Origin of the sequence: Roseivirga thermotolerans (genome assembly GCF_014653175.1) — a bacterium.
Classification (GTDB): Bacteria; Bacteroidota; Bacteroidia; order Cytophagales; family Cyclobacteriaceae; genus Roseivirga; species Roseivirga thermotolerans.
In genome coordinates, this window is the sequence record NZ_BNAG01000001.1 from 1,348,041 (window position 1) to 1,371,303 (window position 23,263).

The following is a 23,263-nucleotide window of genomic DNA, read 5'->3' on the forward strand; positions in this document are numbered from 1 at the left end:
GGAGAAGGTTTCTGTGAGGTATTGTCAGTTGAAATCCTATATCTTTAATTTTGGATTTCAACAGAGCCTATGAACCTACAACTCTTCTTTAAAGCCCCTCCAGAAATTAATGGTTTGCATGAGTCTGCACTGGGCAATAGCATTAAGCAGCTAAATGACCCTGGCTTAGATATTACCAAAACAGACATTGCCATTGTGGGCCTCACCGACAATCGAGGTACTCGGGTAAACGTGGGAGTTAGCAGTGCAGCCGATCGGATTAGAGAAAAGTTTTACCGGCTAAAGCGAAGCAGCAATACCTACAGGTTGGCCGATCTGGGGAATCTTCAGAATGGAGAAAATCATGAAGACACGGCCGAACGACTGCGCGAGGTTTGTGAACATTTGCTGGCCGCTAAAGTGATTCCTATAATTATAGGAGGTACCCATGATTTTGCTCTGCCGCAGTACCTGGCCTACGAAAGTAAGAAGGATCTAATATCGGTACTCAACGTAGACGCCAAGCTGGATGTGGAAGAGGAAGGCGATGCTAACGAGACCTTTCTTTCACGGCTAATTACCCATCAGCCCAACTTTATGTTTAGCTACAATCACTTGGCACACCAAAGCTATCTGGTGGAGGCAGGAGCCTTAACGGCCTTAGATAAACTCTATTTTGAGGCCTTGAGACTGGGCGAGCTACGCGAAAAATTCGCACATGCAGAACCCATTGTGCGCATGGCCAATATGATGACTTTCGATATTACGGCCATTAGGGCGGCCGATGCTACAGGCAACGCAGCCGCACAACCCTTTGGCCTTACCGGTGAAGAGGCCTGCCAGCTGATGTGGTATGCCGGCATGAATGAGAAAATGAGCTCCGTAAGTATAGCCGAATATAACCCCGACCTGGACGATCAACACTATTCTACGGGAGCCATAATCAGTACCATGATTTGGTACTTTATAGAAGGCTTTTATAACCGAAAAGATACAGGCCAATTTAACTCAGACCAGTACACCAAGTACACGGTGAGCTTTGAGGGTACTGACGATACCATGACCTTCTTTAAAAGTAAGCTCACCGAAAAGTGGTGGATGCTGGTGAATTATGGTGAAAACTTTATGGACAGGGCTTACATTCCTTGTTCATACGAAGACTATACTACCGCAACACATGGCGATTTTCCTGAGCGCTGGATAAAAGCTCAGGGCAAACTTATTTAAACCACACCATACAGATAGTTCAAAAGGCGGCCTCCCCACCATCCATGGAGAGGCCTGTTTTTTTGGATTGCCGACAATCCAAAAACCTCAACTGTTACACCAAAGATCAATGACGGCTGAAGTATTCTTTCAGGTATTGTTTTGCCGCTTCGGTTTTCATGTAGCCCGCAGCTGCCGATATGCCTCGAGGTGGATTGGAGGCATTTTCTAATTTATTAAAGGTGGCTTCATACATGGCTTTCTCGTACTCTTCGAACTTACCATCTTCTACATACCACTCAAAAACGCTTACCTCAGAGGCTACCCAGGGCAGATTGCCGCTATTCTCAATAATCTTTTGATAGTTTTCCAGCTGCACATCCATGTAGGTGTTTGTAGTTTCTGCATCGAAGGGAGGAAATATGGCGAACTCCAGTTCATCGAAACCTGTATATGACATTCTGTTCCAGAATTTTCGTTCGGTCATCTGATAGTTAGTGTACAAATGGGCTACCACTATGCCTCTATAATGGGTCTTTACGGTAGATAGTATGCGATCTTTAACTTCGTTGGCAAAGATCAATATTTCATCTTCAGTGGCTCCGGCTAAAAATCCATCGTCATAAATACCCCCGACTTGTGTAATGAACAGTTCAAACTCTATGGGCCATGGAATGTATTTCTCAGCCTTCATGAGTTCTGCAGCTTTGGCTTCGGCCTCTTTTTCAGGGAGGTAACGGTCTGCAAACCAGGTTTCGAATTCTGCTTTGGTTTTGAATACAGGCATGTCTATGAAAGGAGGATAAAAATTGACCAGAATGGTGGGCAGACCCAATTCTTTTTCGCGTAAGAAAAGCACGGTAGTTGCCCTGAGTTTAGCATCCAGAATGTCTAACGGATACGGTACTACAATTTCGCCACCGTTGGGGCCATCAAATGGAGGAACTGAGGTAAAGAGCGCGCTAGATTCATTAGCTCCAAAATTTTCAACCAGCTCTGCGTGGTGGCGCATCAGGTTGGTCATGTAATCGAATTGCGGATCGTTGAAAGGGTTTTCCTTCCCATCCGGATCGGCCCAGAAGAGTGCCCTTTTCTCAAATGAGGGCAGAGGAAGCCTCTCGGCTTTATCCGTAAATCGTTTCAGTACCTCCCAACTGGGAATAGTATCTGTTATTTTTCTCAGAATGGTCGTTAGGGAAGCGGTATCATAGAAGTTGGCTGGAAAGTCTTCTACAGGAATTTCAGGAATAATGTCTTCTTTTTCGGTACAACTCAAAGCCAGGGCCACTAGGCCGGCCAGTAGAAATTTGAATGTCTTTTTCATGGTTGGATGGATTTAATGATGCATCCAAGGTGGGCATTTTGATGGTGCGTGTTTTCGAAATGTCAGCCAGTGACAGGTTTCTGTAAGCCAATGAAGCTTTGAAGTAAGCCGAAGTTTAATATCGCTTTAGTTGAGCATAGAGATTCTCTTTAAAGGTTCGGCCCAATGGAATTTCATTGCCCCCAACCACTACTGTTTGTTCCTTTTCATTGATGCTTTCTATGTGGTTGCGATTCACTACAAAAGCACGGTGTATTTGTATGAACAAGCTTGAGTTGAGCTCTCTGACCATGGCCTTTACAGTATGTCGGGAAACCAGCTGATGCGTAGAGGTTACAATTTTGCAGTAATTGTCTCCGGCTGCTTCCAGCCACAGAATATCCTTGAGCCATACTTTTTGTAGTTTGTTGCCCGATTTTACAAAAAGCGATTCCTGATCGGTGGTTTGCGGTAAGGCGGTCGGGCCGGTGCGAGAGTTAAGTGCCAGGGTAATTGCGGCTTTTAGATTGTGGGTGTCAATAGGTTTTACCAGGTAAGATACAGGAGCCGACTGAGCCGCTTCAGATATGGTTTCAGTGTCGTTGTAAGATGTAGTGAAAATAACAGGCGGGCCTCCTGACTCGGCCAGTTTTTTGGCCAGACTAATGCCATTGTGTTTGCCGGGTAGTGAGATGTCCATCAGTACCACATCGGGATGTGCCTTTTCGATGGCGCTAAGGGCCATGTCGGCATGAGCGCACTCACCAGCTAACCGAAAGCCTGCTTCTTCTATGCTCAACTTGGTGTTTTCGGCATGGATTAGCTCATCTTCTACCACAAATACGGTCACCTCAGGCATGTTTTAAATATACTAAAAAGGTGCTTCCCTCATAGGGTTCGGATCTTACGGCTACTTTACCCCCATTCATTCGTACAAACTCATGGGCCAAATGCAAGCCTAAACCGGTTCCCTTCTCATTCTGTGTTCCCCTTCTTATTTTTTGCTCGTTTATGGAGAATAACTCGGCCTGCATAGGAGCGGGTATGCCTATGCCCGAGTCTTGAACACCTAGAACCACCCAGTTCTCTTCAATGGTTGAAAAAAGCTGTATGCGGCCTTGCTCGGTAAACTTAATGGCATTGGCCAGCAGGTTGCGCATTACTACAAAAAGGCTCCCCCGGTCGGCCATCACTTTATGATTATCATCTATGGTGCTATGGATTGAGAGCCCTTTGGCCAACGCCTGAGGCTCGTAGATTTGAATAAGTTCAAGGGCTACCGCTTTGAGCGAAAGCGGCTGTGGTTTAGGTTCATAGCCGTGTAGCTGATCAATAGACCATTGCAGCAGGTTGTCTAACAAATGACCGATGTTGTGTGCACTCTTGTCTAGTTCCTTACTCAGAGTTTCCAGTTTGTGAGTGTCTTTGCCGGCCATATAGTGTTTCATAAGTCGGCCAGAGCTTTGAAAGGCGCTGATATGGCTGCGGAGGTCGTGCGAAATAATGGCAAAGAATCGGTCTTTGGTTTTATTCAACCGTTCTAGCTCCGCGTTTTCCTGGTTCAGTTGTTTTTTACTCAGCGCAATTTTTCGATAGAAGTAGATAATGAGGGCGGCTAGAATAAGCGCACTGGCGAGCAGAGCAAGCAGAAGGTTGTGCTCTGAGTTTGCCTTTTCCAAAGCCAGGGTTTGAAGTGCTTTTTCTTGGTTGAGCTGAAGAATCTGAGCTTCTCGCTTTTCTGCTTCATATTGGGCGCTGAGCTTTTCAATTTGCTCTGCTCTTTCCAAAGAGTAGAGGTCTTTGTCTGTCTGTTGAAATAGCAGTGAATATTCATAGGCCTTAGTATAGTTGCCAACTGCTGCATAGGCCTCATAGAGGTTTTTATAACTGCCGGCCATTAGTGCTTTTGTGTTTAGCCTCTGCCCAATGGATAGTGCTTTGGCAGAAGTTTCTATGGCTTCACCAAACCGGTTCATTTTTAAGTAACCAAGCCCCAAATACATCAGAGCCAATCCCTCCGATTGCTCGTTGCCTATTTCCTTGTTCACTTCTGTGGCGCGTTTGGCATAAGTCATTAGCTCATTCCTGTTGTTTAACTCTGCATAGCACAAAGCCATATTGTTGTAGAGTTTGCCAAGAGAAAACAAGTCGTTTTGGCCGGCAAAAACCGGTTCTATACTTTTAAAATAGAGCAATGCCTGTTCATAGTTTTTTCGGGTGAGAGCCAGATTACCTAAGCCATTTTGCGCTTTGGCAGCGTTGAGGCTGTCTTTAACCATTCGGGCTTCATTGAGAGCCAGGGTAAAGTACTTAGCAGCCTGAGAGGTATCGCTTTGGTTGTCGTAGGTAATGGCCACATTGAGCAATGTGGAAGCCAGGTCGACCTCTTTTGAATCAATAGCTCCCCGAGCCACCAGATCTTCTTTAATTCGAACGGACTGCAAAAAATTTTGACTGGACAGAAGCCAGTCTTCAGCATACAGAAAGTTAACCCCCAGGTTGTTTAGTGTGTATGCCATGTTGAGTGAGTCGCCAATACGGGTATAGTAATCTAGGTTTTGTTGCATGTAGTTAGCGGCTTGCTCAAAGTCTCCTTTTATGGTATAGGCTATACCCAGGTATTGGACTCCCGTACTTTTATGTTTTGGGTTTGCTAGTGTTTCACCCAGTGCCATTACCTGCTCTGCATAAAAAATGGCCGAGTCTACTTTGGAGTAGACATATCGGCCAAAAAGTTGCTTGGCGGTATTGAGCTTAATGGTGTCGTTGGGAGCCTTTTCGAAGGCGATGCGCAGTTGTTGAATACTCTGTGCCGAAAGGTTTGGAGAAAAGCTTGCTGCAAATCCAAAAAAAATAATCAGGAGTGAAGCTCTCATGGTTAAAAAATGCCCTATCTAAAGTACAGATTTATTGGCTAATAACAGTGATAATGAAAAAGCCCTGGTCACCGTATGTGGCAGGGCTTTTCGCTGGGTCATTAAAATAAATGGTTTTTTAACGCTTTATGTAAACTCAATCAACTATGAATGTATATCTCTTCAGATATTGTTAATACTCTCTTTACAGAATATACCCTATGTGGATTCTGATTTTTTTAGAACTTTCTGAAGCAAAACATACTGATAATGAAAACTTTATTTAAGTATTGTGCCTCTCTAATACTCTTTGGCTTACTCTCTTGCCAAAATGAAGAGCAAAAGTGGTTTAAAGGAAATTTACATACGCATACCTATTGGAGTGATGGTGATGCATTTCCTGAGATGGTCTTGGACTGGTATAAATCCAATGGTTATGATTTTGTGAGTCTTACTGACCATAATATTTTACAACAAGGCGAAAAATGGAAGAAGATTCCTAAAAGCCATATCTATCAACAGGCGTTCGATGATTATCTGTCGGCTTATGGAACCGACTGGGTAGAGTATTCCAGAGATTCTGCCGGACTGATGGTGAGACTAAAAACAGAAGAAGAGTACTTGCCGCTTTTTCAAGACAAAGACTTTTTAATTATGCGAGGGCTGGAAATCACCGATAGTTACAATGGCAAGCCTTTGCACATGAATGCCACAAATGTAAAGAACCTGATAGAACCAAGGCATGGCAATAGTGTGGCCGAAGTGCTGCAAAATAATATCAATGCTGTGCTGGAGCAGAGAGAGGCAACCGGTCAGCCAATAATGCCTCATATTAACCATCCCAATTTTGGTTGGGCTATTTCACTCGAAGATATGATTGCCCTCAAAGGGGAGCGCTTCTTTGAAGTGTTTAACGGGCATCCTTCAGTAAATAACTATGGCGATTCAATTCGCCTGAGTACAGAGCAAATGTGGGATGCCATTAACATAGCTTATCTGGAAAGAGGGCAACCCATAATGTATGGTATTGCTACAGACGATAGCCACTACTACCATCAGTTTGGCCCGCAGTTTAGCAATAGCGGTAGAGGTTGGGTAATGGTTGAGGCCCGTGAACTTAACGGCAATGCAATTGTAGAGGCTATGGAAGAGGGTAAATTCTATGCATCTACCGGAGTTAAACTGAGCAACTATCGGGTAAAAGAGGGTACCATTTCGCTGACCATTGAAGCAGAAGAAGGAGTCACCTACAAAACGTCTCTGATTGGGGTGAGAAAAGGCAGGAAGAAAGCGGAGGTTTTGGCCATTAAGGGAGGAGCGGAAGTGCAGTTGGCCATTCCTAATGATGTGCTCTTTGTGCGCACCAAAATCGTGTCTTCCCGACTCAAAGAAAACCCTTTCGAAGAAGGAGACTTTGAAACGGCCTGGACCCAGCCTGTGGTACCACAGGGCCGGTAGTGTTAAAGGCATTATCTATTCAGGTGCCTCTTAAGAGGCACCTGAACTAATTGGAGTATTTGACCTTATCTTTCCCAAAAGAAAGGTGGCGCAATTCCGAGCGACCTCAAGTAAACATAGCCCTGAGCCCTGTGGTGTATCTCATTGTCGATAAAGTAAAATAACGTGTCGTAGTTGGCATTTTCATACTGACCAAAAGCGATTTCTACCTTCTGAAATCGTTCAGGAGCTATGGTGGGCCACGTTTTGTCGATCAGCGCTGTTACCTTATCCCACCGCTCTAGCAGGCCTTCTTTGGTTTGGGGCATTGTTTTGGTGTGGTCGAACTCTTCTACCTTTTCCCAGTTTCCGGTGGCTAAGCTTTTCACGCCAGGCTCAGCAATGTCAATCATTTCCATTACCATATGGGCGAAGGGTCGCATTCCACCAATGGAATGAGAAAAGAGCTTGTCTTCCGGAAAGGCTTCTATCACTCTTCTGGTTAGGTTTCTGTGACCTTGCCAGTGCCTTAGCATTACATCGGTTGAAACAAACATTTGTTCTTTGGAGGTTAGGGGTTGTGTTTCCATTTCTTTAGTGTTTAAAAAAAGTATGAATGAATTGATGGTGCCAAGTAAACAGGCTCCTGTGACAGCCCTATGTCAGTAGAGATTAATAAGGCTACTTTTTTTAGTGATTTATTAAATAAGGCTTAGGCCTCTGTTTTGGCTTAGGCATAGTGATCAATGCCGTTGGGGTTTGAATTGCTCCTTCCCGTGAAAGATTGTTTTTCTTATCTCCATCAAACTCTCTTGTCGAGCACTGCACATTGCTGCATGGCTGATAGGCTCAGGGGTTTTTCTGAAAACCCTGAAGGGTTAGCTTAATTACCGAAAAGGGAACTTCTTGAATGAAACCAGACCCGATGGATTTTTTTCATAATGGGCGATCGCCTGCTGGTTGTAGGACGAGCTGAAATATGGGGCCGAACCGTTAAGTGTTGTAGGAACATCTTGTCCTTCTAAAAAGAAGAACACCTCGGTAGTGCCGAGTTTTGAGTGTGGCTGAAAGTTGCCATACGCTTCCAGATCTGTCCAGTTGGTGTCGTTAACAGCAACTACATACACACGCCTGACAGGGCCGGTATTGTTCTCGTTTCTATAGCGCGCTACCTCTCTGAAGTTTGTATCGAGATGGCTTACTCCTTTTTGGCTAAAAGTCTTCCACATCATTAAAATGAGGATTGTGCCAACAGCTAATCCAATAAGGCGCTTTGCTTTCATAGTCTAATTGGAGAATAAGTAAAACCAGTCTTTTTTAAAGCTATCGAGGCGTAGATTATATTCTTGCAAGTAGAAAAAAAGAAGGATGACAAACAGGAGTAGGGCTAAGAATATGAAGTTGGCAATGTTGGCTCTGTGTTTCCACTTCAAGAGTGTTTTTGAGTCGTCCGGCTCTTTGTTCCACCAGAATGTAAAAAAGCAAATGAGTAAAAACTCTTGGTCTCTACCCATATGATTTCCATCGACCGTTGGGTCTTTTATATCAGGATGCTTCTTTCTTAGCTTTTCAATATCAGCTGTAGACTGGCCTAGATACCGTTGTTTTAAAGCGTCAGTTCCTGTGACATTGGGGTGGTAAAATGGAGATTGGGCTTTTTTATAAATCCACATGTGCAGAAAGATGCGGAATGCCGCAAATACCCAGAATATAGTGGTCCACAAACCCTGAGTCTGAAATAGAAATCTATCGCCAGCAGACATACGTTCGTAGTAGCTAAGCAGAGACTCGGTCATATCAGCCCTCTCGATTTAAGCTCAAGGTACTTATTAATAGTATTCACACTTAGCTGTTCTGGTGGTGTTAGAATGCTGTGGATTCCGTGCCGTTGCAGCTCTTTGGCAATCAGGCGTTTTTCCAGAAGTAGTTGTTCGGCAATACCCTTTGTATATACTTCTTCCAAATCACTGGCCTTACTTTTGGTCAACTTGGTTACTTCTGTGTTTTCGAAAAATATGCAAACCAGCAGGTGATGTTGTCTAATGCGTTTTAGGTAGGGAAGTTGGCGGTGCAAAGCCGATAGCGACTCAAAATTGGTATAGAGCAATATGAGGCTGCGCTGAGTGACCTTCCGTTTAATATTGGCATATAGTTGCCCAAAATCTGATTCTTTATAGGCTGTTTTTTGTTTGTAGAGGTGTTCCAGAATAAGGTTTAATTGCATGTTTCTGGAAGAAGCCGGCAAAATGGAGTTCACCTTGTGTTGAAAGGTGATGATGCCTGCTTTATCTCCTTTTTTGAGGGCAATGTTAGAAATTACCAATGAGGCATTGATGGCATAATCCAGCAAGCTGAGCCCTTCAAAAGGCATTTGCATTACCCGACCTTTGTCTATCACCGAATAGACCTGCTGCGACCGCTCATCCTGATATTGGTTAACCATTAATGCCGCTTTGCGAGCCGTAGCTTTCCAGTTCACCTTTCTGTAGTCGTCTCCCGAAACATAGTTTTTGATTTGCTCAAACTCCATGTTGTTTCCAATGCGCCTGATCTTTTTTACCCCAAAGGCCTGGAGCTGGTTAGACAAAGCCAAAAGCTCGTATTTGCGCATTTGTACGAATGATGGATAAACACTCACTGTTTTCTCAGTACCCAGTATGTAGCGTCTTTTTAATAAACCAATAGGCGTATTTACCAACAGGTTGATATTCCCGAAGTGATACTCCCCCCGTTTTGTGGGCCTTATGGAATAGTTAAACTCCTTAACTTCTCCGGTTTTTAAGGTGGTAGAAAATTGCTGATCTCTTATTTGCAGCTGCTCAGGTAGTTCATCGTACAGGGCAATACCCACCGGATTGGCGTAGTGGTTTTCCACCCAAACAGATACCTGATTTTCATCTCCGTTAGAGAATTTTTCGGCACAATGGCGTTCGGCCGAGAGGCCCTTTTTTGTAAGAAACAGCCAGCAATAATCTATAATTAAGAGTGCCAGGGAGAAATATAACAACAGGTCGGCTATTATACTCACCGCGGGAAGAAGGTAGGCAAATATATAGGAGAACACCAGCACAAAAGCCAGCGTGTGAAAGCGGGGTGAAAAATATAGAGCCTTGAACAAGCGCATTAGCGAGGTACTTCTACTTTGGCCACCAACTGATTGATTACCTCATCTACCGAACTGCCTTCCATTTCTTTTTCTGGCGTAAGTTGTATGCGGTGCTTAAGCACAGGAGCCGCCAAAAACTTAATGTCGTCAGGGGTTACGAAATCGCGACCGTTGATGGCAGCAAAAGCACGGGCGCCATTGAGCAGTGCGAGTGATGCACGGGGCGAGGCTCCCAAGTATATAGACTGATCGTTGCGGGTGTGATTTACAATCTGAGCGATGTATGAGAGCAGTTTCTCATCTACCAGAATCTGATGAATTGTTTGCCGATAGGCTTTGATCTCTTCGGCATTAAGCACCGGCTCAATTTGGCTTAGCTCATCTCCTTTTCGGTTGGCATGCCTTAGAAGTATTTCTGTTTCCTCTTCCAGGTTAGGGTAGTTAATTTCTATTTTAAAGAGAAACCTGTCGAGCTGAGCTTCAGGCAGGCGATAGGTGCCTTCTTGTTCTACGGGGTTTTGGGTAGCCAAAACCATATATGGAGCCGCCATACGATAGGTTGTACCATCTACCGACACTTGTTTTTCTTCCATTACCTCAAAAAGTGCAGCCTGGGTTTTGGCCGGGGCCCGGTTAATTTCATCGATGAGCACTATGTTGGAGAAAATAGGGCCTTTCTTAAATTCGAACTCAGAGCTCTTCAGGTTAAAAACACTTGTGCCGAGCACATCAGATGGCATGAGGTCTGGAGTGAACTGAACCCTCGAAAAGTCTACCGATATACAGCGAGCCACAAGTTTGGAGGCCAGAGTTTTGGCCACACCCGGCACACCTTCCAGCAAAATATGACCATCGGCCAAAATGGCTGTAATAATAAGATCGACCATTTTCTGTTGCCCAACAATGACTTTGCCTATCTGTTCGCGGATTTTCTCCACTCCGGTTTTCAATGGCGCCAGGTCTATTCTGCTTTCGAAAGATTCTTGATTCTCCATATTATTCTATTCCGTAAAATTCGTTCAATGTGTTTTCAATTTTCATCAGGTGCTCATTAGAAACACTTGCACCTGTTTCAACTTGCTTAAATAGTTCTACCAGTCGCTGACATACCTTCAGGTCTGCACCGCTTTTTTGGGCTAGTAGTTCTATAAATTCAGCGTTCCAAAGGGGGCGTAAATTGTACCTTCGGTATATATAGTCTACCCAGTATTTCATCCGCTTTTCGGCCAGTTTTCTATGGTCTCTTTGCCTGTAGTAGAGCCTGCCCAGGGTTTGGGTAAATTCAAGCGATGTGTTTTGCAGGGTGCCAATAACAGGGATAAGTCTTTGCTTACGCTTTGTACCAAAGAGCAGAAACAGCAAAAAGCCAATGAGCATTATGTAAGTAGCTGCACGAAGGTTTTCGTCTCTTAAAAGTACCCTTAGCGGTGTGGAGCTTTCCAGCCTGCCCAAATGATAATATTCGTTGTGTACCACCGGGATATTTTCGGGGAAATAATTGAGCAAGTGCTCGGTAAATTTGTAGGCTTGGTCATCCATCACCATGTAATTGGTAAAGGCCAATGGAGTAGAGCATAGCAAAATACTTCCTTCGCCAACCTTCCATCGAATCAATACAGGATTCCCCTGGGCATCTTCAGCCAGAACTTCCAGGTTGCTGTCTTCTACCTCGGTGAAATAACCCGTGGCAGCCAGTGAGGGTACGGTAATCGATTTTTTGCTTTGCGTGAAAGTTATAGAGTCTGAATGCTGCTGTCCAAGAATTTGCTCTACACTGGAAGAATTGAGCGTCCGTACACGGATGGTCTCCCAGGTAGAAATATTCAGGCTGTCGGCCAGTGCGCCCCCAAAATTATAGGCTGCCACAAGAATGGTAAAGCCCTGTTGCGCATGGCGCACCATAGCGTTAAAGTCGTTTTCATCGGTTGAGAATGACTGAGTCACAATCAGCAGGTTTTCTCCCAGAGTGTCTGTTTCTACCAACTCATACACGGTTCGGAATACGGAGGGTACAGGTTTACCCATAAAAAGATCGGGCATAAGCTCATGCACCAACTCGGCTCCGAATGGGTTTTTATCGCGGTGATGGAAAGTGGTAGTCCAATCTGTGGCCTGCTTTTGTGCGAGCTGATACAGCACAAAAATGGCAATAGCGGCTGCCGTAAATATGAGGTAGGCTCTATCCTTTTTCATGCCTCACATTTAGAGGGTCAACAATGGCTTTGCAGTAAGCCTCGGCTTTTTGTACATGCAGCTCAGAGGCATCGAAATGACCATACCAGGTATAGTCAAAAATAAAGCTCAGTCTCTCAAAATCGCTGGCCAGTGGCCTTTCTTTAAGCTCATAAAGGTATTCCATGTTGGTTTTCCCTTTACGAACCGATACGATTTCCTGTTCCCAGAGAAATTTTAGTGATTTAAGGTAAATGAGCCGGATACTAAGGCGCCAATCGTTTTGGTTTTTTGCTTGTGCAATGGCAGCATCAAAATCTACTTCGTGGAGCTGTGTTTCGTCTACCTCAAGTTTTACATTGGGCTTTGATGCCCTGAAAACTCCGGAAATCTCTGTGCCGGTAAGTTTTACAATGAGGAACACAAAGGCAACGAGTAAAAGAATTTTTATAAATAGATTAATGAGGCTGCCGGTATTTTTGGAGGCAACCAAACTGAAAAACCAAGCCTTGAGCCGGTTCCAAAAGCGTTGAAAGGCCCCTTCCGCAATAGGGTCGGCCACCTCATAGCTGTGTTCTTCTTGCAACTGTAGCCTTTTTTCAGTGTCGAACGTACGCACTGAATCTCCACTTTGTGCCGCAAGAGGAGCACCAGCTAAAAGAATAAGTATTAAAGAATAGATCAGTCGATTAATAATGTTCATCATCATCGGCCGCAGCCTTGTCCATCCCCTCAATTTGACTCATGAGCCCACGCGACTCCCTTCGTTCTACCAGGTTGAAATACTGAAATGCAATGGCAATATAAGACAAGGAATAGAGCAGTATAGAACCAAAAGTTTCAAACACTGAAAAAAGTATACTTAAGGCTTGCTCACCGGTGGTCATTTGAGTAACGGCAGATAAATCGCCATCAGAAAAAGTGGTGGTAATCGCCTTTACACTGAACAGTAAGGTTCTGGGTAAGCCAAAGAAGAGGCTAATCACATAGCCGATTATTCCCATTACGATTACCAGACCAAATGTGCTCCACCATTTTCCTTTAATAAGGGTAAAAGCTCTACTGAAGGTGTCTATTGGGTTGTTTTCTTCAAAGAGTATAATGGCAGAACCCAGGCTGAGCACAATGCCTATGTAAATGGCTGGCAAAACAAGAAAGAACATAGCTATAATTATGGCTATGTACATAAGAATGTTAAAGCCCAGCAGATTAAAGAACTTGCTGCCCAAATTTTTAAGCACCATAGCTGCCGATATTTCATTGGGAGCGTGGTTTTGGTAGGCTTTCATGTAGCTAAAAGTAATGATTGGGACCAGCGTGGCCGTAACGAGTGTACTCAGCAGAATAAGCCCGTAGAGTTTGAAAAAGTCTAAAATCATACTAGCCGTTACATCTTCCGGACTGAACCCGAGAAAGCCAATGCTCAATTGGTTGGTAAGTATGTTAGTGAGTAAAAGTATAGGGCCGGCTATCATCAGTTGAATCTTGATGTAGGGCCATGCATTTTCTCTTAAAAAGGTAAAGGTTGCGTTTATTTTGTCGCTGAATTGCCTCTTTTTATAAAACTCAATTTGAGGTGAATACGCCATTTTTATAAAGTTTTCTAGGGTAAAGAATAATGTAATATACCATTGAAATTAACGACAACACAATAATGGTTGCTTTAAGCACATTAGGCATACCAAAAAGCCGGGTAACGAACGACTCCAGAAAGCCGGCAATAATGAATAATGGCACTAAGCCCAGCACTACCTTGGCCCCCTTTAGGGCGCCTTGACGCAAAGAGTGTAGCCTGGGCAAGGTACCGGGAAACATCCACGAATTGCCCATTATTAGCCCAGCTCCTCCGGCCATTATTATGGAAATAATCTCTATTGTGCCATGTATCCAAATGGTGAGTACGGAAGTAAGCAAAAGCCCTTTAGAGTAAAAGAAGTACTGAAAAGACCCCAACATTACACCATTTCTGAACAGCAAATAAACGGTGCCTACTGAACAGGCAATACCAAAAGCAAAGGCTACAAAAGACACCCGAATGTTATTGAATGTGATGGCAAAAAACATATCGGTTTGGGCCATAGAGCCATAAATACCCATAGGTTCGCCTTTTTCTATATTGTCAAGCGTGAGATTAACGTAGGTGTCTCCTAAGATTAAGCGAACAAAGCTTTGATCTTGAGCAGCCGAAAACGCTCCTATAATGCAAGAAACCAGAAAAAAGAGGAAGGAGGCCATGAACTCTTTTCTGTGAGCCCAAAAGATTTCGGGCAGTTCATATTTCCAGAAACGGACAAAACGGTTTTTGCGCTCTTTTCTATTTCGGTAGATGTCCTGATGAACCTTGGTTGAGAGGTTGTTCAGGTAGGAGGTAACATCTGATTTGGGGTAATGCGTGCGGGCAAAGGCCAGGTCATCGGTAAGCTGAATGAACAATGAGGCTAGTTCATCCGGATCCTTTTTTTCCTTAGACGAAATCAGGCTTTCGAACTTTTCCCATTTACTTATATTTGCCTTCACAAAAACCGATTCCCTCATTACAGATTCGTATTTAAGCCAAAAATTATTCAATAAAGATTCATATGCAAGCAGTAAGTATTCAAACCTCACAAAACATTCAGCTTGACTATGAATTGGCAGGTATAGGTGAGCGTATTTTGGCGTTCGTTATCGACATACTCATTATTCTTAGTATCAATTTGGTGTTGAGTTTTATATTCTCCAAAACCGGTATAGAGAGTATAGCCCTGAATGTCATTATCTACATTATTTCATACCTCTATAGGTTTATCTGCGAGGCCACTTGCAACGGACAGACTGTGGGTAAAATGGCCCTGAGTATTAAGGTGGTTAAAATCGATGGTAGCTCCCCGTCATTACCGTCTTACTTTTTGAGAATGGTAATGGAGGTGTTCGATTTTTTTATTGTGGGCTTGGCTGTGGTACTGATTATTCTCACTCGCAAGGGGCAGCGGCTGGGCGATTTAGTGGCCGGCACCACCGTAGTGAAAATGCGGAAAGTTTCGGCCACGAATGTGCAGAACAAAGCCATTATGGACAAAGTAGATGAAAGCTATGAGCCGGTTTTCTTTGAGGCCAGTCACCTGAGGGACCACGAAGTAAGGCTCATTAAGGCCGCACTTAAGGCTTTTAGAGAAGATGCGAATCCCGTGCCCATAGAAAGGCTGGAAGAAAAGCTAAAAGAGAAGTACAATATTCATAGCGAACTACCTACCGTTAAGTTTCTTTATACGCTGCTGCGTGACCATACCTACTACATGACTCGCTGATATGCCTCTGAAATCATATACCAAGGCACAATTGGCGCTTAGAAATGGCCAGGACAAACCAGAGGTTTGGGTGGCCTATAAGGGCCAAATCTATGACGTGAGCGATTCCCGGCTTTGGAAAACCGGCAAACACTATGAGCACTGGGCCGGTCAGGATTTGACAGATGAGTTGCCAGATGCCCCTCACACGGATAAGGTGTTTGAGCGGTTTGAGCTTGTTGGTGTATTAGTAGATTAGTTGATCATTCAACGGGCCGTTGGACAACGATGCAATAGTGCTAACAACTATTGACCGATCTTCATTGGTGATTAATTTGTTGTCAGCACCTAAGAGGACGCCTAGGACTTACTACGAGATACAAATTCTGATGACTATAACGCATGCCTCCGGCTGAGAAAGGAGCACTGACTCTTATACGATCAATAAATAACGAATAACCAATCAGCTATTTACCGCCATTAGCTGATAAGTCGGCCAGGCAGTTAGCATCCAGATCTGGTGGGCTGCTCATGCCTAACAAATCGCTGAGGCCGGAAGTACTTTCAACCGAGAAATACATCAGGCAGTCTTCTGCAGTACAGTGAGCACCATTGGCACTGTCGTGATGATTGGTTTGCATAGGGCTGCCGTTGTTAACCAGGCCTAAAAGATGACCTACCTCGTGAGCCAGTACGGTAGAAGTAAGGAGTGAAGTGGAAACCTGACCTACTCCACCGGAGACCTCTTCTATTCGTTTCTGGAATAGAACTATTGAAGTGTTTCGGTGAGCAACGCCAAGCACATTGTTGTTTTGGTCGTAGCTACCATCGGCCAGATATATGTAAACGGCCATCTTAGAACCGTTGGTAAATTGGGTGCGCTTTTCATCTTCCATAGCGCGTAGCTCTGAAATACTGTAGCTGCTTTGGCCGGGAGCTTCTACCTCAGTAACGTTTACGGTTATTCCGGCAGGTTTATTGAGCCGGTTGTTTAGAAAGTTTTGCAAATAATTGATGCTCTGACCAGGAGGCGCGTAGCCGGCTGCATACTGTACCTCTACTACCAGAAAGTTGTAGTTTTCTGCCGAGAGCAAATCATTGGCTGAACTACCTACCGGACCAATATTTTTTGCATTATCCGGTTCATTGCCTCCCGAAGGATTGGCATCGTCACTTTTACTACACTGGGTAAAAAGCAGGCATAAAGTGCCAAGAAGTACAATCTGTAAACTCTTTATCTTTCGCATAATTACAAAACGGCCAAAAACGGTGGTTGTTTATACCTTTGAGGCTTCAATTTTCGCTAAAATGTTGCTTTCTCCAAAAAAGGAGGTCTTGTTTCTATGCCTTACCAAATAACTTTTTAGCCTCCCGGTCAATAAATACTTTACCCACCAATGCTGTAGATGTAGAGGCAATAGCAACTGCCCACCAAAAGTGTTGTCCGTTGAGAAGTCTGGTGCCTGTTTCGGCCCAAAAAGCGCAATAGAGCCCCACCACTGACCAGCTCATGAAGTAGAAGTGCCTGGGGTACCAATTTTTGTGTTTTTTGGTAATAGCTGGTACAATACCTGCCACAAGAGTTGCCAAACTAATGAGCGCAAAAAGATGAAAGAGAGAAGGTCTATTGCCAAAGTTGTAAATGAAAAAAGCAGAACCATTGAGAAGCAACATGCTGGTTACATATATATATCCCCATTGTTTATGCCTTTTTGTGCCTTTGCGCATAAAAATTACTGTGGCCCCGGTGGCCATGGCCAAAAAGGCCATAGCCGTATGGAAGAGGCCAATTGTTGAATGAATCATATCTGAGTTTTTATATTAATTTCTGTAAGGAGTAAGTGATTAAGGAGGAAATGAAAAACCCTAAACCCTGAAAGGAGGACCTCCCTGGTTATCAACTTTCATCATTCATGCCTGCCTTTTGGAGGCAGGTTTCAGAGTCAGGGCCAATGTTGCATTGCCTATTTTACTCTCTTTAGCTGCATTTCCATGGTAGGGTACCAGGTACTGCCATCCATAGAGAAAGCGCCTTTTTCGGTCCAGGTGTCACCTTCGATGGTTATTACATAGCGTACCTCGCCCTGCGGAACTTTGAACCCCCAAACAAACTCACCTTTATCATTAAACTCCCCTTTGGCCATGGTAGAGTGTCCTTGCATTACCAGAGAGTGAAAATCGTAGTGTCCGGCATCGGCATTGTAGTAAACCATGGCCATAGCATGGTGCCCCAGAGTGCCGTTGGAAGAGCCCTTACCTTCAACAATCAGTGCCATGCCATCCAGCCGCTGCTCAACTTTCTCTACTACGGTGAAGGTGATTTTCTGCCTGGTTTGTTGGTCCATCTGCCAACCTTCCCCTTTCCATTCACCTACCCAACCGGATAGTTTTTGCATTTCATCTTTTGAAATGCGGGCGTTTTGAGCTTGAGTCTTCTGACTAATCAAGGAAGCTGCAACAATCATCATCCCTAGGATGAAGTGCTGCATGGAATGGAGTAATGGAGTTGTTTTCATGATTTTATTCTTAAACTGGTTTATATTATAAACTAACTATTTAAAATTTTTTAAGGCTTGAGGTATTGTTGAATATTCTTCACGTAGTTCTCGAACGCATCGACACCCGTTTGGGTAATCTTGCAGGTGGTTTTGGGCTTCTTCCCTTCAAATTTCTTTTCAACAGAAATATAACCGGCACTCGAAAGTTTGTCGATCTGGACGCTCAGGTTGCCGGCAGTGGCGCCTGTCTGCTCCTTAATGTATACAAAATCGGCACTTTCTACACTAATGAGCAGGGACATAACAGCCAGCCGAAGCTGTGAGTGCAATAAAGGATCGAGTGCTTCAAATGGCATTCTTCTTTGCGTTTGATTTCATAATGTAACCCGGAATCAGGTAGCCGAAAGCCACTCCCGAGGCCATTAGTAGCATTTGCTGGTTTGGGTCTACCCTAAAGGCCGCCAAAGCTAATAACCAAAAGATGACCGCACCAATTCGGAGGGGCAGAAAGTTCATCATGGCACCAGATACGGAGGTGCCAATGCCTGCAAAAAGCAATATGAAAGGAACCACACTCCAACCCAGTAGCTGCCCATTAAAAATGATGGTGAACATGCCTATCCCCAGGCTTGCCCATAGCCATCCATACATTTTATCGGTGTAGTTGTGTACTTTGGCCGTTCTGCCATCCTTACTCCCTTTTACCATGGAAACAATAGCTCCTACAACGGTAAGGCTCCATCCGGCATAGGGGTATTCAAAGCTGGTGTAGGAGGCCGCAACATAGTGGAATACACTCGCTACAATAGTTATCCAACCCCACAACAAGAAATAGAAGCTGTTATCTGTATAGCGCTTTCGGGCTTTACCAATCATTTGCTGAATTAAATCCAGGCTTTCCTGAGGGGATAGTTCTTTGTCTTCCATGGTTGAAAATTTTACAATTATAAAGTAGTTTATATTATAAACCAAATGAATACACGATGTATCTGGGTTTCAGGTTTCGTTCGAATAACTATTTTTGATGCTTTCTAAGAAATATGGCGAAAGTTCTCATAGCAGATAGTGGTTTTACCAAAACCGATTGGCGGTTAATTCAAAGCGATGGTTCTATTGAGCAGGCCCGAACGGCCGGTATTAATCCTTATTACCAGACCGAGGAGGAGATGCTCACGGTAATCAAAGATTTATATGATCAGATTCCGGACAAGATCCATGAGATATACTTTTATGGAACAGGTTGCTCTTCCGGAACCAATAGAGAGAAAATTGCCCGATTACTTGCTAAGTACTATCCCACGGCCAAAATAGATGTAAATCATGATTTGCTGGCTGCTGCCCGTTCGCTTTGTGGGGAGGAGCCCGGTATTGCCTGTATTATTGGCACCGGCACCAATTCTTGCCTCTACGATGGTCGCAAGATTATCCAAAATGTTCCTTCTTTAGGCTGGGCCATTGCCGATGAAGGAGGAGGAACTTACCTGGGAAAGATGTTGGTAACTGACTACTATCGCAAGGACATGCCCGCACACCTGAGAGAAATTTTCAAAGAAACCTTTGGTCTCACTAAAGATAAGTTCCTTACCCATATTTATCAGGAGCCAATGCCCGGTCGTTTTTTGGCCAGCTTCGCTAAGTTTATAGGTCAGCACATTGCCGAGCCGTACATGCACTCATTGGTTTCAACCGGGTTCGATACCTTCATTACCAGAAACGTGATGAAGTATGAAGGCTACGATACGCTTCCGGTGCATTTTACAGGTTCTGTAGCTTATTACTTCAGTAACATTCTCAGAGAGGTAGCTCAGGATAAGGGAATTTTAGTGAAGCATGTTTCGGAGTATCCGATAGCTGGACTCACGTTGTTTCATAAGTAGTGGTTGAGTATTGATACAAAGTAGCTAGGCTCGAGTACTTTCTGTTTCGTCCATGATAATTTAACTGAATAGCCGCTACAATATTCGCCAAGACTTAATAGTTCAAGAACAAACTTTCTGGCTTGCTGTTACCTGCTCCCCTCCTGACCAGGAGGGGATTTTAGATTCGAGATTCCTTATTACTTACTCTTCTTTTCTCAAGCCTTTCAAGTAATTTGATAGTTCTATTCAAGCGCTTGTTGTCTACTCCTGCGTTGGTAATTGATTTCAAGAGTTTGCAGAACTTATTATCAAATTCTGATCCTAAGTCTAAATCTAGAATCGAACCGGATCCTCCAATTGCTCCTGAGTTTGTGATCAAATCCACAAAACGTTCATAATCTTGCTCATAAATGGATTTGATAGCTCTTTTAATTAATCCAGAATGAGCTCTTAGACCATTGTTGTTTAGTTCAGAATAGACTAATAGGAGATTTTGGCAAATAATCTCTTGATCAGACTTCTCAATAATTATTGGTTTTTTCCGGAATCTAAACACCTCAATACTTTCTACTTAAAATCTACTCGATACTACTTGTCATCACCCCCAAAATCGTCTTGATTCCGTTTCTATAATGCCCCATACGTATGTTCTCATTTGGGCTGTGCTGGTTATTATCGGGGTTCACCAGAGGAACCAAAACCGCGGGTATATCAAGCTTGTTTACAAAGAATGCTATGGGCACGCTGCCTCCGGCCAAACGGATTCTGGCTACTTCCTGCTGATGAACATTTTTTAAGCTGTGGTAAAGCCACTCTCCCGTTTTCGAATGAATGGGTGTATTAAAGGCTTTCCACATTTCCGAGGGGTCATGGTCAAACCGAATGATTTTATCATGTGTCAATCGCTCCTCTTCCGAAGGGTCACGGTCTTCAATAAGATAATACCCTTGCGCCAGAATATGCTCTTTAACCAGCTTTACCAACCGGGTACCGTCACTCTCCGGTACCAACCGAATATCCAGAGTAGCTACAGCTTTTTCAGGAACTATGGTTCGGGCTTCTGCCCCCACCCAACCCGATCGAAAACCTCTGATGTTTAGACTGGGGTATTGCATAGCCTCCTGATAATTGGCTCCAACCTTATCGGTTTCGGCAATTCCCACCCTCTTTTTAATCTGAGCGACATCGTCTGGTACGGCCGCTAGAATTTCCTTGATTTCAGGGGTAAGGTCAATACCGTCATAAAAACCGGGAATAGTAACCTTGCCACCTTCGTCTTTCATAGAAGAGAGCAGTTGAGCCAAACGCAAGGCCGGGTTGGGGGCATAATTGCCAAAATGTCCGCTGTGCTGTGGTGTTCTTGGACCATAAACTGTTAGTTCAATGCCGGCAATACCTCTACACCCAAATACCAAAGTGGGTGAATTGGAGTCGTGAACCGGTCCGTCAAAAATTACCATATGATCTGCCGAAAGTAAATCGCCAAACTGGTCGATAACCTCAGGCATGCTTTTAGAACCTTGTTCTTCTTCCGGGTCGAGAATTACCCTCAGGTTGAAAGAAGGCTCAAGTCCTGCAGACTGTAATGCATCGAGTGCTGCCAAAAACATGATAATGGGCGACTTATCATCAGAAGCGGATCGGGCAAAAACTCTATATTCATCAGGTAGTGTATTTGTAATAGTTTGCCAATCAACGGTTTCATATGAGCCATCAGCCAGTGGTCTTTTTAAAACCGGTTGGTATGGATCGGCCTGGTTCCATTGACGGGCATCTACCGGCTGGCCATCAAAATGCATGTAAACCAGTACAGTAGGAAGCGATTTTTGAACTATGCGCTCAGCAAAAAAGGCCGTTCGGCTGGTGCTGGGCAATCGTTGGGTAGAGAACCTTCTTTTTTCAAAAGCCAGCTCCAGAAACCTAAGGTTGTTTTCTACGTGCTCCTCGATAAGAGCATTGTTTGGAATAGAAAGGAAGGCGCGTAGCTCTGGAATGGAAGCCAGGGCATATTCCCTGCTAAGGGTTTCGTATTGATTGGTACTTAGCTTTTGCGACTTTAAGGGGAAACAATACAGCCATAGAAATAAAACTATAGCAACTCTAATCGGGGATTTGAAAACCATATGCATTAAGTTTGAATGGAATTTAGACCTTTTTTGAAAGAATTAAAATGAACGTAACCGAGTCAGAGTCCAATCATAATCACCTGGAGCAAATGTCTGTAAAGGAGTTGCTTGTAAACATCAACCGCGAAGATCAGACGGTAGCACAGGCAGTTGAGAAAGTGATTCCCCAAGTGGAGGCCTTGGTGAAAGAGATTGTACCGCGAATGGAAAAGGGAGGCAGGCTATTCTACATAGGTGCTGGCACCAGTGGCCGACTGGGGGTAGTTGACGCCTCTGAGTGTCCTCCAACTTACGGAGTGGAGCATGGAATGGTGGTTGGCTTGATTGCCGGAGGCGATGGTGCCATCAGAAAGGCCGTGGAATTTGCCGAAGACGATGAGGAGCAAGCCTGGAAAGACCTTCAGGAATACATGATCAACCATAAAGATACCGTCATCGGAATTGCTGCTTCTGGCCGAACTCCCTATGTGATTGGTGGAGTGAAAAAGGCCAAAGAACATGGTATTCTCACCGGATGCATTACCTGTAATCCGGATTCTGCTTTGGCCTGGGAAGTTGATTACCCCATTGAGCCCATTGTAGGCCCTGAATTCGTTACTGGCAGTACGAGAATGAAAGCGGGAACAGCTCAAAAATTGGTGCTCAATATGATTTCAACTACGGTAATGATTCAGTTGGGCAGGGTAGAAGGCAACCGTATGGTAGATATGCAGCTTTCTAATAATAAGCTGGTTGACCGCGGAACTAAAATGGTGATGGAAATGCTACAGGTAGACTACCCCACAGCAGAGAAACTGTTGAAAGAACATGGCTCTGTGAGGAAGGTGATTGATTTTATAAAGAACTCCTGACATGCACCAAATTGAGCCTTACTATTCCTGGCTTAAGTATTACAATGTGGCTGATGATCCTAACTCTCCTTATTCCGGAAAAGAGTATAATTATGAACTCTATTCCGAAACCATCTATGGCTATTATATAGATCCGGCCTGGGATTTTATGGGTTCGGAAACCCTCTTTATTAAAATCCTTTATGTCGATTATAACCGGGGTTTTATCATCATAGAGTTCATCGGGGAGTGGAACGATGCGCTGAACAATGATATAATGCACTTAAAGCGCAATATTGTTGACCATTTCAACTACCATGGAATTAATAAGTACATTCTTGTAGGGGAAAATATTCTCAACTTTCACGGCTCTGACGATAGCTACTACGAAGAGTGGTTCGATGATATGGAAGATGGCTGGATAACCGCCATTGGTTTTCGCGACTTTGTAGTGGATGAAATGAAGAACTATAATGTGGATAGTTATATCAACTTTGGTGGAGACCTGGAGGTATTGGAGTGGAGAACCTTAAAACCTGTTGTTCTTTTTGAGCGCATACACTCCATTATTGGTAGAAGAATTGGCTTGATTTAAACGCTCACTTTTAAGGGAGTGCGCTAAAAGG

Annotated in this window: 25 protein-coding genes; 7 read left to right on the top strand and 18 right to left on the bottom strand. The window is 44.0% G+C overall.

All coding sequences use genetic code 11. The features are described 5' to 3' along the window. The first annotated feature begins 69 nt into the window (after positions 1-69). Complete coding sequence (locus IE164_RS05770) at positions 70-1,206, top strand: formimidoylglutamase (RefSeq protein ID WP_189629220.1); 1,137 nt, start codon at positions 70-72, stop codon at positions 1,204-1,206. 106 nt (positions 1,207-1,312) lie between these two features. On the opposite strand, the gene IE164_RS05775 is transcribed toward IE164_RS05770, so the two are convergent. The 3 genes from IE164_RS05775 to IE164_RS05785 form a co-directional block, all read right to left on the bottom strand. Continuing rightward, positions 1,313-2,509: a hypothetical protein gene (locus tag IE164_RS05775; protein ID WP_189629221.1), complete on the bottom strand. Its 1,197-nt coding sequence runs from the start codon at positions 2,507-2,509 to the stop codon at positions 1,313-1,315. Between the two features lie 115 nt (positions 2,510-2,624). Beyond that, a complete protein-coding gene (locus IE164_RS05780; protein WP_189629222.1) occupies positions 2,625-3,347 on the bottom strand; it encodes a LytR/AlgR family response regulator transcription factor in 723 nt (240 codons plus the stop codon). Continuing rightward, positions 3,340-5,364 carry a tetratricopeptide repeat-containing sensor histidine kinase gene (locus IE164_RS05785; protein WP_189629223.1) on the bottom strand — a complete coding sequence of 675 codons (2,025 nt, stop codon included), beginning with the start codon at positions 5,362-5,364 and terminating at the stop codon, positions 3,340-3,342. The genes IE164_RS05780 and IE164_RS05785 overlap by 8 nt, the downstream gene beginning before the upstream one ends. Positions 5,365-5,613: 249 nt before the next feature. Here IE164_RS05785 and IE164_RS05790 point away from each other — a divergent pair, with 249 nt between their 5' ends. Further along, positions 5,614-6,801, top strand: coding sequence for a PHP domain-containing protein (locus IE164_RS05790; RefSeq protein WP_189629224.1), 1,188 nt, complete (start codon positions 5,614-5,616; stop codon positions 6,799-6,801). Positions 6,802-6,866: 65 nt separating this feature from the next. Here IE164_RS05790 and IE164_RS05795 read toward each other — a convergent pair whose 3' ends face one another. The 9 genes from IE164_RS05795 to IE164_RS05835 all read right to left on the bottom strand — a co-directional run bounded on the left by IE164_RS05795 (position 6,867) and on the right by IE164_RS05835 (position 14,593). Further along, the gene (locus tag IE164_RS05795) at positions 6,867-7,370 is read right to left on the bottom strand and encodes a DinB family protein (RefSeq protein ID WP_189629225.1); all 504 of its coding nucleotides are present in this window, start codon (positions 7,368-7,370) and stop codon (positions 6,867-6,869) included. A 297-nt stretch (positions 7,371-7,667) separates the two neighbouring features. Further along, on the bottom strand, positions 7,668-8,063 hold the full coding sequence (locus IE164_RS05800; protein ID WP_189629226.1) for a hypothetical protein: 396 nt from the start codon (positions 8,061-8,063) through the stop codon (positions 7,668-7,670). Between the two features lie 3 nt (positions 8,064-8,066). Continuing rightward, positions 8,067-8,576 (bottom strand): hypothetical protein, encoded by a 510-nt coding sequence (locus tag IE164_RS05805; RefSeq protein WP_189629227.1) that lies wholly within the window; start codon positions 8,574-8,576, stop codon positions 8,067-8,069. Continuing rightward, positions 8,573-9,904, bottom strand: a complete 1,332-nt coding sequence (locus IE164_RS05810) for a DUF58 domain-containing protein (RefSeq protein WP_189629228.1) — start codon at positions 9,902-9,904, stop codon at positions 8,573-8,575. The genes IE164_RS05805 and IE164_RS05810 overlap by 4 nt, the downstream gene beginning before the upstream one ends. Continuing rightward, positions 9,904-10,881, bottom strand: a complete 978-nt coding sequence (locus IE164_RS05815; protein WP_189629229.1) for an AAA family ATPase — start codon at positions 10,879-10,881, stop codon at positions 9,904-9,906. The genes IE164_RS05810 and IE164_RS05815 overlap by 1 nt, the downstream gene beginning before the upstream one ends. Before the next feature lies 1 nt (position 10,882). Next, positions 10,883-12,079 (bottom strand): DUF4350 domain-containing protein, encoded by a 1,197-nt coding sequence (locus IE164_RS05820; protein WP_189629230.1) that lies wholly within the window; start codon positions 12,077-12,079, stop codon positions 10,883-10,885. Then, complete coding sequence (locus IE164_RS05825; RefSeq protein ID WP_189629231.1) at positions 12,066-12,767, bottom strand: DUF4129 domain-containing protein; 702 nt, start codon at positions 12,765-12,767, stop codon at positions 12,066-12,068. The genes IE164_RS05820 and IE164_RS05825 overlap by 14 nt, the downstream gene beginning before the upstream one ends. Next, the gene (locus IE164_RS05830; protein WP_189629232.1) at positions 12,748-13,647 is read right to left on the bottom strand and encodes a DUF7847 domain-containing protein; all 900 of its coding nucleotides are present in this window, start codon (positions 13,645-13,647) and stop codon (positions 12,748-12,750) included. Before IE164_RS05830 ends, IE164_RS05825 begins: the two co-directional genes overlap by 20 nt. Beyond that, on the bottom strand, positions 13,625-14,593 hold the full coding sequence (locus tag IE164_RS05835) for a stage II sporulation protein M (protein ID WP_189629233.1): 969 nt from the start codon (positions 14,591-14,593) through the stop codon (positions 13,625-13,627). The genes IE164_RS05830 and IE164_RS05835 overlap by 23 nt, the downstream gene beginning before the upstream one ends. 44 nt (positions 14,594-14,637) lie before the next feature. Between IE164_RS05835 and IE164_RS05840 the strand changes: the two genes are divergently transcribed. Together IE164_RS05840 and IE164_RS05845 are read left to right on the top strand one after the other, a co-directional pair. Further along, positions 14,638-15,345, top strand: a complete 708-nt coding sequence (locus IE164_RS05840) for an RDD family protein (RefSeq protein ID WP_189629234.1) — start codon at positions 14,638-14,640, stop codon at positions 15,343-15,345. A 7-nt stretch (positions 15,346-15,352) separates the two neighbouring features. Then, positions 15,353-15,583 carry a cytochrome b5 domain-containing protein gene (locus tag IE164_RS05845; protein ID WP_229838547.1) on the top strand — a complete coding sequence of 77 codons (231 nt, stop codon included), beginning with the start codon at positions 15,353-15,355 and terminating at the stop codon, positions 15,581-15,583. Positions 15,584-15,791: 208 nt separating this feature from the next. On the opposite strand, the gene IE164_RS05850 is transcribed toward IE164_RS05845, so the two are convergent. From IE164_RS05850 to IE164_RS05870, 5 genes are all read right to left on the bottom strand, one after another. Beyond that, positions 15,792-16,571 (bottom strand): peptidase, encoded by a 780-nt coding sequence (locus tag IE164_RS05850; RefSeq protein ID WP_189629236.1) that lies wholly within the window; start codon positions 16,569-16,571, stop codon positions 15,792-15,794. A gap of 94 nt (positions 16,572-16,665) precedes the next feature. Then, entirely contained in the window at positions 16,666-17,130 is a 465-nt protein-coding gene (locus tag IE164_RS05855; protein ID WP_189629237.1) for a DUF2306 domain-containing protein, read from the bottom strand. A gap of 158 nt (positions 17,131-17,288) precedes the next feature. Continuing rightward, positions 17,289-17,840 carry a hypothetical protein gene (locus tag IE164_RS05860; RefSeq protein WP_189629238.1) on the bottom strand — a complete coding sequence of 184 codons (552 nt, stop codon included), beginning with the start codon at positions 17,838-17,840 and terminating at the stop codon, positions 17,289-17,291. Positions 17,841-17,890: 50 nt separating this feature from the next. After that, entirely contained in the window at positions 17,891-18,178 is a 288-nt protein-coding gene (locus IE164_RS05865; protein WP_189629239.1) for a winged helix-turn-helix domain-containing protein, read from the bottom strand. Beyond that, positions 18,168-18,749, bottom strand: a complete 582-nt coding sequence (locus IE164_RS05870) for a hypothetical protein (RefSeq protein WP_189629240.1) — start codon at positions 18,747-18,749, stop codon at positions 18,168-18,170. Before IE164_RS05870 ends, IE164_RS05865 begins: the two co-directional genes overlap by 11 nt. 113 nt (positions 18,750-18,862) lie before the next feature. Between IE164_RS05870 and IE164_RS05875 the strand changes: the two genes are divergently transcribed. Then, entirely contained in the window at positions 18,863-19,699 is an 837-nt protein-coding gene (locus tag IE164_RS05875) for an N-acetylglucosamine kinase (protein ID WP_189629241.1), read from the top strand. 560 nt (positions 19,700-20,259) lie between these two features. Here IE164_RS05875 and IE164_RS05885 read toward each other — a convergent pair. After that, positions 20,260-21,804, bottom strand: a complete 1,545-nt coding sequence (locus tag IE164_RS05885) for a M20/M25/M40 family metallo-hydrolase (RefSeq protein WP_189629243.1) — start codon at positions 21,802-21,804, stop codon at positions 20,260-20,262. Between the two features lie 47 nt (positions 21,805-21,851). Between IE164_RS05885 and murQ the strand changes: the two genes are divergently transcribed. Next, positions 21,852-22,658, top strand: a complete 807-nt coding sequence (gene murQ / locus IE164_RS05890; RefSeq protein WP_189629244.1) for an N-acetylmuramic acid 6-phosphate etherase — start codon at positions 21,852-21,854, stop codon at positions 22,656-22,658. Between the two features lies 1 nt (position 22,659). Then, the gene (locus tag IE164_RS05895) at positions 22,660-23,232 is read left to right on the top strand and encodes a hypothetical protein (protein WP_189629245.1); all 573 of its coding nucleotides are present in this window, start codon (positions 22,660-22,662) and stop codon (positions 23,230-23,232) included. Positions 23,233-23,263: the final 31 nt, after the last annotated feature.

What these genes read in the sequence shown, in the direction of transcription:
- IE164_RS05875 (WP_189629241.1), top strand. Translation starts at nt 18,863, where the DNA reads ATGGCGAAAGTTCTCATAGCAGATAGTGGTTTTACCAAAACCGATTGG.
- IE164_RS05850 (WP_189629236.1), bottom strand. Translation starts at nt 16,571, where the DNA reads ATGCGAAAGATAAAGAGTTTACAGATTGTACTTCTTGGCACTTTATGC.
- IE164_RS05820 (WP_189629230.1), bottom strand. Translation starts at nt 12,079, where the DNA reads ATGAAAAAGGATAGAGCCTACCTCATATTTACGGCAGCCGCTATTGCC.
- murQ (WP_189629244.1), top strand. Translation starts at nt 21,852, where the DNA reads ATGAACGTAACCGAGTCAGAGTCCAATCATAATCACCTGGAGCAAATG.
- IE164_RS05830 (WP_189629232.1), bottom strand. Translation starts at nt 13,647, where the DNA reads ATGGCGTATTCACCTCAAATTGAGTTTTATAAAAAGAGGCAATTCAGC.
- IE164_RS05885 (WP_189629243.1), bottom strand. Translation starts at nt 21,804, where the DNA reads ATGGTTTTCAAATCCCCGATTAGAGTTGCTATAGTTTTATTTCTATGG.
- IE164_RS05775 (WP_189629221.1), bottom strand. Translation starts at nt 2,509, where the DNA reads ATGAAAAAGACATTCAAATTTCTACTGGCCGGCCTAGTGGCCCTGGCT.
- IE164_RS05855 (WP_189629237.1), bottom strand. Translation starts at nt 17,130, where the DNA reads ATGATTCATTCAACAATTGGCCTCTTCCATACGGCTATGGCCTTTTTG.
- IE164_RS05795 (WP_189629225.1), bottom strand. Translation starts at nt 7,370, where the DNA reads ATGGAAACACAACCCCTAACCTCCAAAGAACAAATGTTTGTTTCAACC.
- IE164_RS05860 (WP_189629238.1), bottom strand. Translation starts at nt 17,840, where the DNA reads ATGAAAACAACTCCATTACTCCATTCCATGCAGCACTTCATCCTAGGG.
- IE164_RS05770 (WP_189629220.1), top strand. Translation starts at nt 70, where the DNA reads ATGAACCTACAACTCTTCTTTAAAGCCCCTCCAGAAATTAATGGTTTG.
- IE164_RS05835 (WP_189629233.1), bottom strand. Translation starts at nt 14,593, where the DNA reads ATGAGGGAATCGGTTTTTGTGAAGGCAAATATAAGTAAATGGGAAAAG.
- IE164_RS05780 (WP_189629222.1), bottom strand. Translation starts at nt 3,347, where the DNA reads ATGCCTGAGGTGACCGTATTTGTGGTAGAAGATGAGCTAATCCATGCC.
- IE164_RS05815 (WP_189629229.1), bottom strand. Translation starts at nt 10,881, where the DNA reads ATGGAGAATCAAGAATCTTTCGAAAGCAGAATAGACCTGGCGCCATTG.
- IE164_RS05895 (WP_189629245.1), top strand. Translation starts at nt 22,660, where the DNA reads ATGCACCAAATTGAGCCTTACTATTCCTGGCTTAAGTATTACAATGTG.
- IE164_RS05870 (WP_189629240.1), bottom strand. Translation starts at nt 18,749, where the DNA reads ATGGAAGACAAAGAACTATCCCCTCAGGAAAGCCTGGATTTAATTCAG.
- IE164_RS05785 (WP_189629223.1), bottom strand. Translation starts at nt 5,364, where the DNA reads ATGAGAGCTTCACTCCTGATTATTTTTTTTGGATTTGCAGCAAGCTTT.
- IE164_RS05825 (WP_189629231.1), bottom strand. Translation starts at nt 12,767, where the DNA reads ATGATGATGAACATTATTAATCGACTGATCTATTCTTTAATACTTATT.
- IE164_RS05805 (WP_189629227.1), bottom strand. Translation starts at nt 8,576, where the DNA reads ATGACCGAGTCTCTGCTTAGCTACTACGAACGTATGTCTGCTGGCGAT.
- IE164_RS05840 (WP_189629234.1), top strand. Translation starts at nt 14,638, where the DNA reads ATGCAAGCAGTAAGTATTCAAACCTCACAAAACATTCAGCTTGACTAT.
- IE164_RS05865 (WP_189629239.1), bottom strand. Translation starts at nt 18,178, where the DNA reads ATGCCATTTGAAGCACTCGATCCTTTATTGCACTCACAGCTTCGGCTG.
- IE164_RS05810 (WP_189629228.1), bottom strand. Translation starts at nt 9,904, where the DNA reads ATGCGCTTGTTCAAGGCTCTATATTTTTCACCCCGCTTTCACACGCTG.
- IE164_RS05790 (WP_189629224.1), top strand. Translation starts at nt 5,614, where the DNA reads ATGAAAACTTTATTTAAGTATTGTGCCTCTCTAATACTCTTTGGCTTA.
- IE164_RS05800 (WP_189629226.1), bottom strand. Translation starts at nt 8,063, where the DNA reads ATGAAAGCAAAGCGCCTTATTGGATTAGCTGTTGGCACAATCCTCATT.